This window comes from Mesorhizobium sp. M0898, from assembly GCF_040319695.1.
Classification (GTDB): domain Bacteria; phylum Pseudomonadota; class Alphaproteobacteria; order Rhizobiales; family Rhizobiaceae; genus Mesorhizobium.
Genome location: NZ_JAMYOE010000001.1, coordinates 573,295 through 588,990, shown reverse-complemented (window position 1 = coordinate 588,990; position 15,696 = coordinate 573,295). Strand labels below are relative to the sequence as shown.

General features: G+C 63.3%; 13 protein-coding genes. All 13 read left to right on the top strand.

The window, feature by feature from the left end:
* The first annotated feature begins 17 nt into the window (after positions 1-17).
* The 13 genes from nuoE to NKH90_RS02815 all read left to right on the top strand — a co-directional run bounded on the left by nuoE (position 18) and on the right by NKH90_RS02815 (position 15,633).
* Positions 18-1,079 carry an NADH-quinone oxidoreductase subunit NuoE gene (gene nuoE / locus NKH90_RS02875; RefSeq protein ID WP_352767875.1) on the top strand — a complete coding sequence of 354 codons (1,062 nt, stop codon included), beginning with the start codon at positions 18-20 and terminating at the stop codon, positions 1,077-1,079.
* A 10-nt stretch (positions 1,080-1,089) separates the two neighbouring features.
* A complete protein-coding gene (gene nuoF, locus NKH90_RS02870; protein WP_023676626.1) occupies positions 1,090-2,394 on the top strand; it encodes an NADH-quinone oxidoreductase subunit NuoF in 1,305 nt (434 codons plus the stop codon).
* An 80-nt stretch (positions 2,395-2,474) separates the two neighbouring features.
* Complete coding sequence (locus NKH90_RS02865) at positions 2,475-3,170, top strand: helix-hairpin-helix domain-containing protein (protein ID WP_352767876.1); 696 nt, start codon at positions 2,475-2,477, stop codon at positions 3,168-3,170.
* 74 nt (positions 3,171-3,244) lie between these two features.
* Positions 3,245-5,326 carry an NADH-quinone oxidoreductase subunit NuoG gene (gene nuoG, locus NKH90_RS02860; protein ID WP_352817114.1) on the top strand — a complete coding sequence of 694 codons (2,082 nt, stop codon included), beginning with the start codon at positions 3,245-3,247 and terminating at the stop codon, positions 5,324-5,326.
* 2 nt (positions 5,327-5,328) lie between these two features.
* On the top strand, positions 5,329-6,372 hold the full coding sequence (gene nuoH, locus NKH90_RS02855; RefSeq protein ID WP_292663045.1) for an NADH-quinone oxidoreductase subunit NuoH: 1,044 nt from the start codon (positions 5,329-5,331) through the stop codon (positions 6,370-6,372).
* 196 nt (positions 6,373-6,568) lie between these two features.
* Complete coding sequence (gene nuoI, locus NKH90_RS02850; protein WP_023676622.1) at positions 6,569-7,060, top strand: NADH-quinone oxidoreductase subunit NuoI; 492 nt, start codon at positions 6,569-6,571, stop codon at positions 7,058-7,060.
* A gap of 118 nt (positions 7,061-7,178) precedes the next feature.
* Entirely contained in the window at positions 7,179-7,799 is a 621-nt protein-coding gene (locus NKH90_RS02845) for an NADH-quinone oxidoreductase subunit J (RefSeq protein ID WP_023676621.1), read from the top strand.
* A 1-nt stretch (position 7,800) separates the two neighbouring features.
* Positions 7,801-8,109 (top strand): NADH-quinone oxidoreductase subunit NuoK, encoded by a 309-nt coding sequence (nuoK, locus tag NKH90_RS02840; RefSeq protein WP_023676620.1) that lies wholly within the window; start codon positions 7,801-7,803, stop codon positions 8,107-8,109.
* A gap of 10 nt (positions 8,110-8,119) precedes the next feature.
* Complete coding sequence (nuoL, locus tag NKH90_RS02835; RefSeq protein WP_352817111.1) at positions 8,120-10,093, top strand: NADH-quinone oxidoreductase subunit L; 1,974 nt, start codon at positions 8,120-8,122, stop codon at positions 10,091-10,093.
* Positions 10,093-11,598, top strand: a complete 1,506-nt coding sequence (locus tag NKH90_RS02830; RefSeq protein ID WP_352681670.1) for an NADH-quinone oxidoreductase subunit M — start codon at positions 10,093-10,095, stop codon at positions 11,596-11,598. Before nuoL ends, NKH90_RS02830 begins: the two co-directional genes overlap by 1 nt.
* A gap of 17 nt (positions 11,599-11,615) precedes the next feature.
* A complete protein-coding gene (gene nuoN / locus NKH90_RS02825; RefSeq protein WP_352817108.1) occupies positions 11,616-13,052 on the top strand; it encodes an NADH-quinone oxidoreductase subunit NuoN in 1,437 nt (478 codons plus the stop codon).
* A gap of 4 nt (positions 13,053-13,056) precedes the next feature.
* Complete coding sequence (locus NKH90_RS02820; protein WP_352817106.1) at positions 13,057-13,878, top strand: biotin--[acetyl-CoA-carboxylase] ligase; 822 nt, start codon at positions 13,057-13,059, stop codon at positions 13,876-13,878.
* Positions 13,879-13,962: 84 nt separating this feature from the next.
* Positions 13,963-15,633 carry a ribonuclease J gene (locus NKH90_RS02815; RefSeq protein WP_352450006.1) on the top strand — a complete coding sequence of 557 codons (1,671 nt, stop codon included), beginning with the start codon at positions 13,963-13,965 and terminating at the stop codon, positions 15,631-15,633.
* Positions 15,634-15,696: the final 63 nt, after the last annotated feature.

Genomic DNA, 15,696 nt, shown 5'->3' with positions numbered 1-15,696 from the left:
GTGAGGTCGATCGCTAAATGTCAGTCCGCCGTCTCGCAGAAGCCAGCCTCCAGCCAGCCTCGTTCGCCTTCAACAGGGCGAATGCGGCAGCGGCGAAGCAGTGGATCAAGAAATATCCGAAGGGGCGCGAGCAGTCCGCGATCATCCCCTTGCTGATGCTGGCGCAGGAGCAGGAGGGCTGGGTGACCAAGGCGGCGATCGAGACGATCTCCGACATGCTCGGAATGCCCTATATCCGTGGGCTGGAAGTCGCTACCTTCTATACCCAGTACCAGCTCAATCCGGTCGGCACCCGCGCGCATATCCAGGTCTGCGGCACCACGCCCTGCATGCTGCGCGGCTCGGAAGCGCTGATGGATGTCTGCCGCTCGAAGATCCATCACGACCAGTTCCACACCAATGACAAGGGCACGCTGTCGTGGGAGGAGGTCGAATGCCTCGGCGCCTGCGTCAACGCACCGATGGTGATGATATTCAAGGACACCTATGAGGATTTGACGCCGGAGCGGCTTGCCGAGATCATCGACCTCTATGACGCCGGCAAAGGTGCTTCGGTGACGCCAGGACCGCAAAACGGCCGCATCACCTCTGAGCCGGCCAGTGGCCTGACGACCCTCAAGAGCGAAAAGGCGATCCTCAAGGCGACCCGCGACCGGGAAACCAGGGCGGCGACCAAGGCCGCCAAGGATGCAGAGCCGGCAGCTGCCGCCGCAGCATCAGTTCCGCCAGCTGCTCCTGCCGCGCCGGCGCCGGTTGCGCCCTCGAATGCCAGCAAGCCGAAGACCGACGCGGTCGAGACCAACCCGGCGCTGAAATCGCCGTCGGCGACGAAAGTCGCGCCCGCGGCGGAAAGGGCGGCGAGCGTCGCAGCGCCTCTGCATTCGGCCGCCAATGCCAACAAGGCCGAACCGCAGGTCGAGGACGTCTCGAAACAGCGCAAGGGCCCCAAGAACAAGGCCGAGCCGGCGTCTGCTTTCAAAGCGCCGGAGGCCAAGGTCAAACCGGCGAAGGCTGCCGCCAAGGCGGCCAAGCCGTCGCCCGGAAACAAGAGCCGGCCGACCGGCAAGAAGCCGGTCTGAGGAACGAGCAATGCTTCAGGACAGAGACCGCATCTTCAACAACATCTACGGCCGCTTCGACAAGTCGCTGGCCGGCGCCATGGCGCGCGGCGCCTGGGACAACACGCCCGGCATCGTTGCCAAGGGGCGCGAGTGGATCGTCAACGAGATGAAGGCATCGGGCCTGCGCGGCCGCGGCGGCGCCGGTTTCCCGACCGGGCTCAAATGGTCGTTCATGCCCAAGCAAAGCGACGGCCGGCCGAGCTATCTCGTCGTCAATGCCGACGAATCCGAGCCCGGCACCTGCAAGGACCGCGACATACTGCGCCATGACCCGCATACGCTGGTCGAAGGCTGCCTGCTTGCCGGCTTCGCCATGGGCGCGGTCGCCGCCTACATCTATGTGCGCGGCGAGTTTATCCGCGAGCGCGAGGCGCTGCAGCGCGCCATCGACGAGGCCTATGCGGCCAAGCTGATCGGTAAGAACAACACCTCCGGCTACGATTTCGACATCTACATGCACCATGGCGCCGGCGCCTATATCTGCGGCGAGGAAACGGCGCTGCTCGAAAGCCTCGAGGGCAAGAAGGGCCAGCCGCGGCTGAAGCCGCCATTTCCGGCAAATGTCGGCCTCTATGGCTGCCCGACGACAGTCAACAATGTCGAGTCCATCGCTGTCGCGCCGACCATCCTGCGCCGCGGTGCCGCCTGGTTCTCGTCCTTCGGCCGGCCCAACAATGTCGGCACTAAGCTGTTCTGCATCTCCGGCCACGTCAACAATCCGTGCACCGTCGAAGAGGCGATGTCGATCCCGTTCCGCGAACTGATCGAGACGCATTGCGGCGGCATTCGCGGCGGCTGGGACAATCTGCTGGCGGTCATTCCGGGCGGCGCCTCGGTGCCGCTGGTGCCGGCCGAGCAGATCATTGACGCGCCGATGGATTTCGACGCGCTGCGCGACCTGAAATCGGGCCTCGGCACGGCGGCTGTCATCGTCATGGACAAATCGACCGATATCGTGAAAGCGATCGCGCGGCTGTCCTATTTCTACAAGCACGAGAGCTGCGGCCAGTGCACGCCCTGCCGTGAGGGCACCGGCTGGATGTGGCGGGTGATGGAACGGCTGGTGCGCGGCGAGGCGCAGAAGCGTGAGATCGACATGCTGCTCGACGTGACGAAGCAGGTCGAGGGCCATACGATCTGCGCGCTGGGCGATGCGGCGGCGTGGCCGATCCAGGGCCTGATGCGGCATTTCCGCGGCGAGGTGGAGCGGCGCATCGACGAGTTTTCGCGCAACGCACACCGCGCCGAACCGGTGCTGGCGGCGGCGGAATAGAAGAATTCAAAAAATTGCGGGCGAATGCCCGAAACGAGGAAACGAGCGCGGGGCAGACGGAAACGACCAGGAGATCACCTATGTCGCTGTTTTCGACACCCGACGATTTTACGCCCGATATGGACCCGTTGTTGAAGATGAACCAGGATCTGACCAGGATGATGCCGAAGGAGATGGCCAATGCCGTCAATCTCCTGGCGCATCCTGTCGCGGGCGCGGCGGCGATGACGGCACTCGGCATCGGGCTTGCCAACCACGCCTTTGGTATCTGGATGGGCGTGCTTTCAGGCGCGGCCGAGACCTCGCAGCGGCTTTGGCAGCCGGTCGCCGAGGATTTCGAGGCGCGAACGGAACGCTTTTCCGCGACCGGCAAAAGCTCCTCCACCAAGGCGCGCGCGGCGACCAAAACCCTGATTGCCGAGGCGCAGTCCTTCGCCAACGATGTGACTGACATTGCGACGAGCACCGCTGCACGGAGCTTGGCGAATGCCAGCACCGTTGCAGCGGATGCGTCGGCCGGGCTGATGCCGGAGGATTTCAAGCAGCCCAAGCCGATGGATCGGCCAGCCGAGCCGGCCGACCTCAAGGCGATATCGGGCATCGGGCCGAAACTGGAAAAGGTGCTGAACGGCCTTGGCATCTGGACATACACCCAGATCGCCGCGTGGACGCCGCAAGAGATCGCCTGGGTCGAAGATTACCTGTCGTTGAAGGGCCGCATCGGCCGTGACGGCTGGATCGGTCAGGCGGCCGCGTTGGCCGGGGCCAAAAAGTGAATTCAATATCGTGCGCGGTCTCGGCTGCGCCCGGAAGGAAAGATTGCGGAACGTCCGCAGGGGTTTGAGGCGAAATGGCAAAGCTCAAGGTCGACGGGAAAGAGATCACTGTACCCGACCATTACACGCTGCTGCAGGCGGCCGAGGACGCCGGCGCGGAAGTGCCGCGCTTCTGCTTCCATGAGCGGCTGTCGATCGCCGGCAATTGCCGCATGTGCCTGATCGAAGTAAAGGGCGGCCCGCCCAAGCCGCAGGCGTCCTGCGCCATGGGCGTGCGCGACCTGCGCCCCGGTCCGAATGGCGAGCCGCCGGAAATCTTCACCAACACGCCGATGGTCAAGAAGGCGCGCGAAGGCGTGATGGAATTCCTGCTGATCAACCATCCGCTGGACTGCCCGATCTGCGACCAGGGCGGCGAGTGCGACCTGCAGGACCAGGCGATGGCGTTCGGAGTCGATTCCTCGCGCTACCATGAGAACAAGCGGGCGGTCGAAGACAAGTATATCGGGCCGCTCGTCAAGACGATCATGAACCGCTGCATCCATTGCACGCGCTGCGTCCGCTTCACCACCGAGATTGCGGGCATATCCGAGCTCGGCCTGATCGGCCGCGGCGAGGATGCCGAGATCACCACCTATCTCGAAAGCGCGATGACTTCGGAACTGCAGGGCAATGTCATCGACCTTTGCCCGGTCGGTGCGCTGACCTCCAAACCCTACGCCTTCCAGGCACGGCCGTGGGAGCTGACCAAGACCGAATCCATCGACGTGATGGACGCCGTCGGCTCGGCGATCCGCGTCGATAGCCGGGGCCGCGAAGTGATGCGCATCCTGCCGCGTACCAACGAGGCGGTGAACGAGGAATGGATTTCCGACAAGACCCGCTTCATCTGGGACGGCTTGCGCACGCAGCGCGTCGACCGCCCCTATGTGCGCAAGGACGGCAGACTGGCCCCGGCAAGCTGGGCCGAGGCTTTTGCCGCTATCAAGGAAGAGGTGTCGAATGCGGCACCCGAAAAGATCGGTGCCATTGCCGGCGATCTCGCAGCCGTCGAGGAGATCTACGCGCTGAAGCTTCTGATGGCTTCGCTCGGCTCGAAGAACACCGACTGCCGCCAGGACGGCGCCGCACTCGATCCGTCGCTCGGCCGGGCGAGCTATGTGTTCAACCCGACCATCGAAGGCATCGAACAGGCCGATGCGGTGCTGATCATCGGCGCCAATCCGCGCTTCGAGGCATCCTTGCTCAACGCCCGCATCCGCAAGCGCTGGCGGGCCGGCAATCTGCCGGTCGGCGTCATCGGCGATGTCGGCGATACGCGCTATGATTACGAGCAGCTCGGCGCCGGGCCGGAATCGCTGAAGGATCTGGCCGACGGTAACGGCAAGTTTTTCCAGCTGCTGAAGAAGGCGACGCATCCGCTGATCATCGTCGGACAGGGTGCGCTGGCGCGTCCGGACGGGGCGGCCGTGCTCGGCCAGACGGCGAAGCTCGCCGTCGCCGTCAACGCCGCCAGGGCCGACTGGAACGGCTTTGCCGTGCTGCACACCGCCGCGGCACGCGTCGGCGGCCTCGATGTCGGGTTTGTGCCGGGCGAGGGCGGCAGGAACGTCGCCGGCATGCTGGGCGAGACCGATGTGTTGTTCCTGCTCGGTGCCGACGAAATCGACATGGCCAAGACCGGCGGCGCTTTCGTCGTCTATATCGGCACGCATGGCGACAAGGGCGCGCATCGCGCCAGCGTTATCCTGCCGGGTGCCGCCTATACCGAGAAGTCGGGCACCTTCGTCAACACCGAGGGGCGCGTGCAGCAGACCAACCGTGCCGGCTTCGCGCCCGGCGAGGCACGCGAGGACTGGGCGATCCTTCGGGCACTGTCGGATGTGCTCGGCAAGAAGCTACCGTTCGATTCGCTGCCGCAGCTACGCGCAAAGCTCTGTGCGGAATACCCGCATCTTGCCCGCATCGACCATGTCGTGGCCGGCGACCCGGCCGACATCGCCAGGGTTGCCAAGCTCGGCGGGCGGCTGAACAAGGGCACCTTCACCTCGCCGGTCAAGGATTTCTACCTGACCAACCCGATCGCGCGGGCTTCCGCAGTGATGGCGGAGTGCTCGGCTTTGGCGAAGAACGGCTTCAGGCAGGCGGCGGAGTAGATATGGACACCTTCTTCTCCTTCTACGTGCTGCCGGCGCTGCTGATTCTTTTGAAGTCGGTCGTGCTGATCGTCGTTCTGTTGATCTTCGTCGCCTATGTGCTCTACGCCGACCGCAAGATCTGGGCGGCGGTGCAATTGCGCCGAGGCCCGAACGTCGTTGGCCCATGGGGCACGCTGCAGGCCTTCGCCGATCTGCTGAAATTCGTCTTCAAGGAGCCGGTCATCCCGTCCGGCGCCAACAAGGGCGTTTTCCTGCTGGCGCCCTTGGTGTCGGCGGTGCTGGCGATCTCTGCCTGGGCGGTCATACCGGTCAATGAAGGCTGGGCGATCGCCAACGTCAATGTCGGCATCCTCTATGTCTTCGCCATCTCCTCGCTCGAGGTCTATGGCGTCATCATGGGCGGCTGGGCGTCCAATTCGAAATACCCCTTCCTCGGCGCGCTGCGCTCGGCGGCGCAGATGGTGTCCTACGAAGTCTCCATCGGTTTCGTCATTGTCACCGTGCTGCTTTGCGTCGGCTCGCTCAACCTGTCCGACATCGTCTTGTCGCAACAGGACGGGCTGGGCACGCGGCTCGGCCTGCCCAACACCTTCCTCGACTGGCATTGGCTGTCGCTGTTCCCGATGTTCATCGTCTTCTTCATCTCGGCGTTGGCCGAGACCAACCGGCCGCCCTTCGACCTTGTGGAAGCCGAATCGGAACTCGTCGCCGGCCATATGGTCGAATATTCCTCGACGCCGTTCCTGCTGTTCTTCCTCGGCGAATATGTCGCCGTCGTCCTGATGTGCGCGCTGGCCACCATCCTGTTCCTTGGCGGCTGGCTGCCACCCTTCAACTTCGCGCCGTTCACCTGGGTGCCGGGGCTGATCTGGTTCGTGCTCAAGGTCTGCCTGGTATTCTTCATGTTCTCGATGGTGAAAGCGTTCGTGCCGCGCTATCGCTACGATCAGCTGATGCGGCTCGGCTGGAAGGTCTTCCTGCCGATCTCGCTGTTCATGGTGGTCGCCACCGCGGCATTCCTCAAAATCACGGGGTTTGCGTGATGACATATGAAATTGGGGGAGCGATCGGTGGCGTTGCTTTTGCGGCTGTCGAGTTCTTTCTACTTCGCGCTTACTGGTTGAAGCCCGAACTTCCACTGAAAAACCGACGTGTCCTAAGAGGCGTTGCCTTTTTCGGTTTTGCCTTTCTGCCAATAGTTGGATGGATTCAAGGTATGAAACTTTCGGGAGCCCTTTGATGTCCGCTCTTTCCCAGGCCGCCAAGTCACTGCTTTTGCAGGATTTCGTCAGCGCTTTCTTCCTGTCGATGCGCCAGTTCTTCGCGCCGAAGGAGACGATCAACTATCCGCATGAAAAGGGGCCGGTCAGCCCGCGCTTCCGTGGCGAACATGCGCTGCGCCGTTATCCCAACGGCGAGGAACGCTGCATCGCCTGCAAATTGTGCGAGGCGATCTGCCCGGCGCAGGCCATCACCATCGAGGCCGGCCCGCGCCGCAACGACGGCACACGGCGCACCGTGCGCTACGACATCGATATGGTGAAATGCATTTACTGCGGCTTCTGCCAGGAAGCCTGCCCGGTCGACGCCATTGTCGAGGGCCCGAATTTCGAATTCGCGACCGAAACGCGCGAGGAGCTTTATTACGACAAGGACAGGCTCCTGGCCAATGGCGACCGCTGGGAGCGTGAACTGGCGCGCAACATCTCGCTGGATGCGCCTTACCGCTGATATTTGACGCATGGACGGGGCGAGGGGCCTCGTTTAAGGAACACGCAACTTGCCGACCGGAGGCGGTGGCAAAAAACAGGACGAACGTCCTGTTCTGACAGGAAACCCGGGGGAACCCATGCTGAGTGGACTAGAGGCGGCCTTTTTCTACCTCTTCGCCTTTGTCGCGGTGGCATCGGCGTTCATGGTCATATCGGCGCGCAATCCCGTGCATTCGGTGCTGTTCCTGATCCTGACCTTCTTCAACGCCGCCGGCCTGTTCATGCTGACCGGCGCCGAGTTCCTGGCGATGATCCTGCTCGTCGTCTATGTCGGCGCGGTGCTGGTGCTGTTCCTGTTCGTCGTCATGATGCTCGACGTCGACTTCGCCGAAATGAAGGAAGGCGCCCTGCAATATGCACCGATCGGCGCGCTGGTCGGGCTGATCCTGGCGGCGGAGCTGATCGTGGTGCTCGGCGGCTATACATTCGCGCCGAAACTGGCGGCGACGGTCGCCAAGCCCATTCCGGACCTGGCCGCGCGCTCGAACACAGCAGCGCTCGGCGACATCCTCTATACGGATTACCTCTATTACTTCCAGGTGGCGGGGCTGGTGCTGCTGGTCGCCATGATCGGCGCCATCGTGCTGACGCTGCGCCACAAGCCGGGCGTCAAGCGGCAGTCGATCGCCGCCCAGGTCGGCCGCACGGCGGCAACCGGAGTGGAAATCCGCAAGGTCAAGACGGGCGAAGGAGTCTGAGATGGTCGTCGGCATCGCGCACTACCTGACCGTATCGGCGATCCTGTTCACGCTCGGCGTGTTCGGCATCTTCCTGAACCGCAGGAACGTCATCGTCATCCTGATGTCGATCGAGCTGATCCTGCTTGCCGTCAACATCAATTTCGTCGCCTTCTCGGCGGCGCTCGGCGACCTGGTCGGCCAGGTGTTCGCACTGTTCGTGCTGACGGTCGCGGCGGCCGAAGCGGCGATCGGCCTTGCCATTCTCGTCGTCTTCTTCCGCAACCGCGGCTCGATCGCGGTCGAAGACGTGAACATGATGAAGGGTTGACGGAACCACCATGTATCAGGCCATCGTCTTCCTTCCGCTGCTCGGCTTCTTGATCGTCGGCCTGTTCGGCACTTCGCTCGGCGCCAAGGCTTCAGAATACATCACCTCCGGCTTCCTGGTGATCGCGGCTGTGCTGTCGTGGGTCGCCTTCTTCTCGGTCGGCTTCGGCGGCGGCGAGGTGTTCACCGTGCCGGTGATGCGCTGGATCCAGTCGGGCGGGCTGGAGGCGTCCTGGGCGCTCAGGATCGACACGCTGACGGTGGTCATGCTGGTCGTCGTCAACACGGTGTCGTCGCTGGTCCATATCTACTCGATCGGCTACATGCATCACGATCCGGACCGGCCGCGCTTCTTCGCCTATCTGTCGCTGTTTACCTTCGCCATGCTGATGCTGGTGACGGCCGACAACCTCGTGCAGATGTTCTTCGGCTGGGAAGGCGTCGGCCTTGCCTCCTATCTGCTGATCGGCTTCTGGTACAAGAAGCCTTCGGCCAATGCGGCTGCAATCAAGGCCTTCGTCGTCAACCGCGTCGGCGATTTCGGCTTTGCGCTCGGCATCTTCGGCGTGTTCGTGCTGTTCGGCTCGGTCAATCTCGGCACCATCTTCGCCAATGCGGCGACGTTCATTCCGGCGGAAGGCGCGCCGCAAGGTGCGGCCGTGCTGACCTTCCTCGGCTACGCACTCGACAGGCAGGCTGCGATGACGGTCGTCTGCCTGCTCCTGTTCATGGGCGCCATGGGCAAGTCGGCGCAGGTGCCGCTGCACACCTGGCTGCCGGATGCCATGGAGGGCCCGACGCCGGTCTCGGCCCTGATCCATGCCGCGACCATGGTGACGGCAGGCGTGTTCATGCTGGCGCGGTTGTCGCCGCTGTTCGAGCTGTCGCATTCGGCACTGACGGTGGTTACCTTCATCGGCGCCTTCACCGCCTTCTTCGCGGCGACCGTCGGTCTCGTCCAGAACGACATCAAGCGCGTCATCGCCTATTCGACCTGTTCGCAGCTCGGCTACATGTTCGTGGCGCTCGGCGTCGGCGCCTATGGCGCAGCGATTTTCCATCTGTTCACCCACGCCTTCTTCAAGGCGCTGCTGTTCCTCGGCTCGGGCTCGGTCATCCACGCCGTCTCCGACGAGCAGGACATGCGCAAAATGGGCGGCCTGAGGACGCTGATCCCGACGACTTACTGGATGATGGTGATCGGCACGCTGGCGCTGACCGGTGTCGGCATTCCGGTAACGATCATCGGCACGGCCGGCTTCTTTTCCAAGGACGCCATCATCGAAGCGGCCTTCGCCGGCCACAATGCGGTAGCCGCGTTTGCCTTCATATTGCTGGTCATTGCTGCCTGCTTCACCTCCTTCTACTCCTGGCGGCTGATCTTCATGACCTTCCATGGCGAGCCGCGGGCCAGCCACGAGGTCATGCACCATGTCCATGAATCGCCACCGGTCATGCTGGTGCCGCTGTTCATCCTGGCGGCGGGCGCGCTGTTCGCCGGCGTGATCTTCCACGGCGCCTTCATCGGCGAGGGCTACGCCGAATTCTGGAAGGCGTCGCTGTTCACGCTGCCGGACAACCACATCCTGCACGAAATCCACGAAGTGCCGTTGTGGGTCGAGCTGTCACCGTTCATCGCCATGCTGATCGGCTTTGCGATTGCCTGGCAGTTCTATATTCGCGCGCCGGAAATGCCTCGGAGCGTCGCCGCCAACCATCGCCTGCTCTACGCCTTCCTGCTCAACAAATGGTATTTCGACGAGCTCTACGACTTCCTGTTCGTGCGGCCGGCAAAGCGCCTCGGCAGCTTCCTGTGGAAGACCGGCGACGGCACCGTCATCGATGGGCTCGGGCCGGACGGCATTTCGGCGCGCGTCGTCGACGTCACCAACCGGGTCGTCAAGCTGCAGACCGGCTATCTCTACCACTATGCCTTCGCCATGCTGATCGGCGTTGCCGCACTCGTCACCTGGATGATGCTCTGATGACCGCCTGGCCGATCCTATCGCTGGTCACCTTCCTGCCGCTGGTTGGTGTGCTGCTCATCCTTTTCGTGCGTGACGACAGCGAGAACGCGCGCCGCAACATCCGCGCCATCGCGTTGTTCACGACCGCGTTCACCTTCGTGGTTTCGCTGTTCATCTGGACCGGCTTCGACAATTCGCAGCCCGGCTTCCAGTTCGTCGAGAAGTTTGCCTGGCTGGATTCCGGCATCTCCTACCATATGGGCGTAGACGGCATCTCCATGCTGTTCGTCATCCTGACCACCTTCCTGATGCCGCTCTGCATCCTCGCCTCGTGGGAATCGATCGAGAAGCGCGTCAAGGCCTATATGATCGCCTTCCTGCTGCTCGAGACGCTGATGATCGGCGTGTTCTGCGCGCTCGACATCGTCTTGTTCTATGTCTTCTTCGAAGCCGGCCTGATCCCGATGTTCATTATCATCGGCGTGTGGGGCGGCAAGCGGCGCGTCTATGCCTCCTTCAAGTTCTTCCTCTATACGCTGGCCGGCTCGGTGCTGATGCTGCTCGCCATCATGGCGATGTTCTTCCAGTCCGGCACCACCGATATCCCGACGCTTCTGACGCATAACTTCCCGGCCAATATGCAGACCTGGCTATGGCTTGCCTTCTTCGCGTCCTTCGCGGTGAAGATGCCGATGTGGCCGGTGCATACCTGGCTGCCGGACGCGCATGTCGAGGCGCCGACGGCCGGCTCGGTAATCCTGGCCGCCATCCTGCTCAAGATGGGCGGGTACGGCTTCCTGCGTTTTTCGCTGCCGATGTTTCCGATCGCATCCGAAATGTTCGCGCCGCTGATCTTCACGCTTTCCGTCGTCGCCATCATCTACACCTCGCTGGTGGCGCTGATGCAGGAGGACATGAAGAAGCTGATCGCCTATTCGTCGGTCGCTCACATGGGCTTTGTCACCATGGGAATCTTCGCGATGAACCAGGAAGGCGTCCAGGGTTCGATCTTCCAGATGCTGTCGCACGGCCTGGTCTCCGGCGCGCTGTTCCTCTGCGTCGGCGTCGTCTACGACCGCATGCACACGCGTGACATCGACGCCTATGGCGGGTTGGTCAACAACATGCCGAAATATGCAACCGTGTTCATGATCTTCACCATGGCCAATGTCGGCCTGCCCGGCACCAGCGGCTTCGTCGGCGAGTTCCTGACCATGCTCGGCGTGTTCCGGGTCAACACCTGGGTGGCGTTCTTCGCCGCCACCGGCGTCGTCCTTTCGGCGGCCTATGCGCTCTGGCTCTACCGCAAGGTGATCTTCGGCGCGCTGACCAAGGAAAGCCTGAAAGGCCTGCTCGACCTGTCGACGCGCGAGAAGGTGATCATCTATCCGCTGGTCGCGCTGGTCATCTTCTTCGGCGTCTATCCGGCGCCGATCTTCGACGCGACCGCCGAATCGGTCAAGGCGCTCGTTACCAATGTCACCGCATCCATCGGCGCCGCGCAGACCGCGGCGGCGAACTGACTGGGGGTTTGCGAACCATGACGCCGGACCTTCTCTCAAGCCTGTCGCTCTCGACGCCAGAGCTGATCCTCGCCCTCGGCGCCTTGGCGCTGTTGATGCTCGGCGCCTATTCTCGCGCCAACACCACTGTCACGGTGAGCGGCCTTGCTGTTGCCGTGCTGGTGATCGCCGGCGCCTGGCTGATCTTTTCGCCGGGGCAGGGCAATGCCTATGGCGAAGCCTTCATCCAGGACCCATTCGCCCGCTTCATGAAGGTGCTGGCGCTGATCGGCTCGGCGGTGACGCTGGTCATGTCGGTCCGCTTTGCCCAGGCGGAGCGTTTCGACAAGTTCGAATATCCGGTGCTGATCCTGCTCTGCACGCTCGGCATGATGCTGATGATCTCGGCCAACGGCATGATCGGGCTCTATCTCGGCCTCGAGCTGCAATCGCTGGCGATCTACGTGCTGGCGGCGATCAACCGCGATAATCTGCGCTCGACCGAGGCCGGGCTGAAGTACTTCGTCCTTGGCGCGCTGTCGTCGGGCATGCTGCTTTACGGCATCTCGCTGGTCTACGGCTACACCGGCAACACCGGCTTCCAGGAGATCGCCGCGGCGCTGAGCGGCGGCGAGCGCCAGCTCGGCCTCGTCTTCGGCCTGGTTTTTGTGCTGGCCGGCCTTGCCTTCAAGATCTCGGCGGTGCCGTTCCATATGTGGACGCCCGACGTCTATGAGGGCGCGCCGACGCCGGTGACGGCTTTTCTGGCGGCGGCACCGAAGATGGCGGCGATGGCGCTGATGGTGCGCGTCACCATGGGCGCCTTCAAGCCGATCGCCGCCGACTGGCAGCAGATCATCGTCTTCATCTCGATCGCCTCGATGGCGCTTGGTGCCTTTGCGGCCATCGGCCAGACCAACATCAAACGGCTGATGGCCTATTCCTCCATCGGTCATATGGGTTATGCGCTGGTCGGCCTTGCCGCGAACAGCCAAGACGGCGTGCGCGGCGTCGCCATCTACATGCTGATCTATCTGGTGATGACGCTCGGCACCTTTGCCTTCATCCTCGCCATGCGGCGCAAGGAGGGCAATGTCGAGCAGATCAGCGATCTCGCCGGCCTGTCGGCGACCAATCCGATCATGGCGACGATCCTCACCATCCTGATGTTCTCGCTGGCCGGCATCCCGCCGCTCGCCGGCTTCTGGGGGAAATGGTACGTGTTCCTCGCCGCCATCAATGCCAACCTCTACGCGCTGGCGATCATCGGCGTGCTCGCGTCTGTGGTGGGCGCCTACTATTATCTGCGTATCATCAAGATCATGTGGTTCGACGAACCGGTCGGCGGCTTCGTGCCGATGGCGTCCGAACTGCGCGTCGTGCTCGGTGTCTGTGGCGCCTTCGTGCTGTTCTACGTGCTGATCGGCGGCCCGATCGGAACCTACGCCGCTGCCGCAGCCAAGACCTTCTTCTGACGGAATGACGTTCAGGCTGGCTCCAACCGCGGCTTCGGACGGGTTCCGGCTCGAGGCGCACGACACGGTCGGCTCCACCAACGCGCTGGCGCTGGAGCACGCACGGGCCGGCGATCCGGGCAAACTCTGGGTCGTCTCCAAAAAGCAGGAAGCGGGGCGTGGCCGCCGTGGCCGCGCCTGGGCGACGCCCGAGGGTAATCTGGCAGCGACGCTGCTGGTGATCACCAACACCGAGCTTCGGCTTGCCGCGACGCTCGGCTTCGTTGCCGGACTGGCGCTGGCCGACGCGCTCGACGCCGTCGTGCCGAAGGGCAGGATCGCGATCGGCCTCGATGGTGCGAGCCAAGGCAAGAACCGTTTCGAACTGAAATGGCCGAACGATGTGCTTGCCTCGGGCGCCAAGCTCGCCGGCATCCTGCTGGAATCGGCGATACTGGATGGTGGCCGTTCGGCGGTGGCTGTCGGTATCGGCGTCAACGTGGTGGCATACCCTGAGGATTTGCCTTATCCAGCGACGTCGCTCAGCGCGCTGGGGTCTGCTTGCGATGCCGAGACGCTGTTTCTGGCGCTGTCGGATGCCTGGAGCGAGAATGCGCGGCTGTGGAACGAAGGGCGTGGGCTTGCCGCCGTCAGGCGGCGGTGGCTGGCGCGTGCGGCGGGGCTTGGCGGGCAGGTTGCTGTCAGAATTGACGGTAATGTGGTGCGCGGCACCTTCGAGACCATTGACGAGGACTGCCGTTTCGTGATCCGCGACGATGAAGGTTCGGTTCTGACGATCGCCGCCGGCGACGTGCATTTCGGCGCGGTTGCCTCGGCCGGCGTTTGACCGGCCAATACGTTTGACTGGCCAGCATTTGACCAGCTTGAATTTGACCGGCCGACAATTTTGACCGGCAAGGAAGGAAAGACCATGGCGACAGCGGAAAACGCCGAACTTGTCTTCGTGCCGCTCGGCGGTGTCGGCGAGATCGGCATGAACTTCGCCCTCTACGGCTATGGGCCGGCCAATGCGCGCGAATGGATCGTCGTCGACGTCGGCGTCACCTTTCCCGATGCAACCCTGCCCGGCGTCGACCTGGTTCTGCCCGACACACGCTTCATCGAGGAGAATGTCGCCAATCTGCGCGGCATCGTCATCACCCATGCGCATGAGGACCATTACGGCGCGCTCCACGACATCTGGCCGAAGCTCAAGGCGCCGGTGTGGATGACGCCGTTCAGCGCCGGCCTGCTGGAAGCCAAGCGGCAGGGCGAGCAAGGGGCGCCCAAGATCCCGGTGACGATCTACCGGGCCGGCGAGAAATTCACCGTCGGCCCGTTCGAGATCGAGGCCATCCCTGTTGCGCACTCCATTCCCGAACCGATGTCGCTGGCGATCACCACGCCGGCCGGCGTCGTCATCCATACCGGCGACTGGAAGATCGATCCGGCGCCGACGGTCGGGCCGATGACCGACGAGGCGCGCTTCCGAGCCTATGGCGACAAGGGCGTGCTGGCGCTGGTCTGCGATTCCACCAATGCGATGCGGGAAGGGGAATCGCCGTCCGAAGTGGCGGTGGGTGAGGGCCTCAAGAGCGTCATCCAGAACGCCAAGGGCCGGGTCGCCGTCACCAGCTTCTCCTCCAATGTCGGGCGTATCGTCTCCATCGCCAAGGCAGCGCGGGATGCCGGCCGCCAGTGCCTGGTGATTGGCCGCTCGATGAAGCGCGTCATCGATGTGGCTGATGAACTCGGCTATATGGACGGCTTGCCGGAATTCATCGCCGAGGAGGATTACGGCTTCATCCCGCGCGAAAACCTCGTCATCATCTGCACCGGCAGCCAGGGTGAGCCGCTTGCCGCACTTGCCAAGCTGTCGCGCGACGAGATGAAGTCGGTGGCGCTGACGGCCGGCGACACGGTGGTGTTTTCCTCGCGCACCATTCCCGGCAACGAGAAGGCGATCCTCGAAATCAAGAACCGCCTGATCGATCTCGGCATCAAGATCATCGAGGACGGCGATGCGCTGGTGCATGTCTCCGGCCATCCACGCCGCAGCGAATTGCGCAAGATGTATGAATGGGTGCGGCCGCAGATCGGCGTTCCCGTGCATGGCGAAGCGGCGCATCTGGTGGCGCAGGGCTCGCTGATGTCGACGTCCGGCATCGGCCAGGTCGCGCAGGTGCGCGACGGCGACATGCTCAGGCTGTATCCGGGTGCCGCCGCCATCATCGACCAGGTGCCGTTCGGCCGCATCTACAAGGACGGAAGGCTGATCGGCACCGACCAGGCGATGGGCATTCGCGACCGCCGCAAGCTGTCCTTTGCCGGCCATGTCGCCGTCAATGTCGTGCTCGACGACAAATACGAGCTTGCCGGCGATCCCGACCTCGTCGCCATCGGCGTCGCCGAGGCCGACGGCAGCGGCGAGAGCCTGGAAGACCTGATGATCGATGCGGCAATCGGCGCCGTGGACTCCATCCCCCGCCAGCGCCGAAAAGACCTCGACCTGGTCCAGGAGGCGGTGCGCCGCGCGGTGCGCGGCGCGGCCAACGAAGCCTGGGGCAAGAAGCCGCTGGTGACGGTGTTCGTCACGAGGTGACGAACAAGGGAGTAGGGGAGTAGGGCAGTAAGGGAGTAGGGAAGTAGGAAGTAGGAGCGCAAA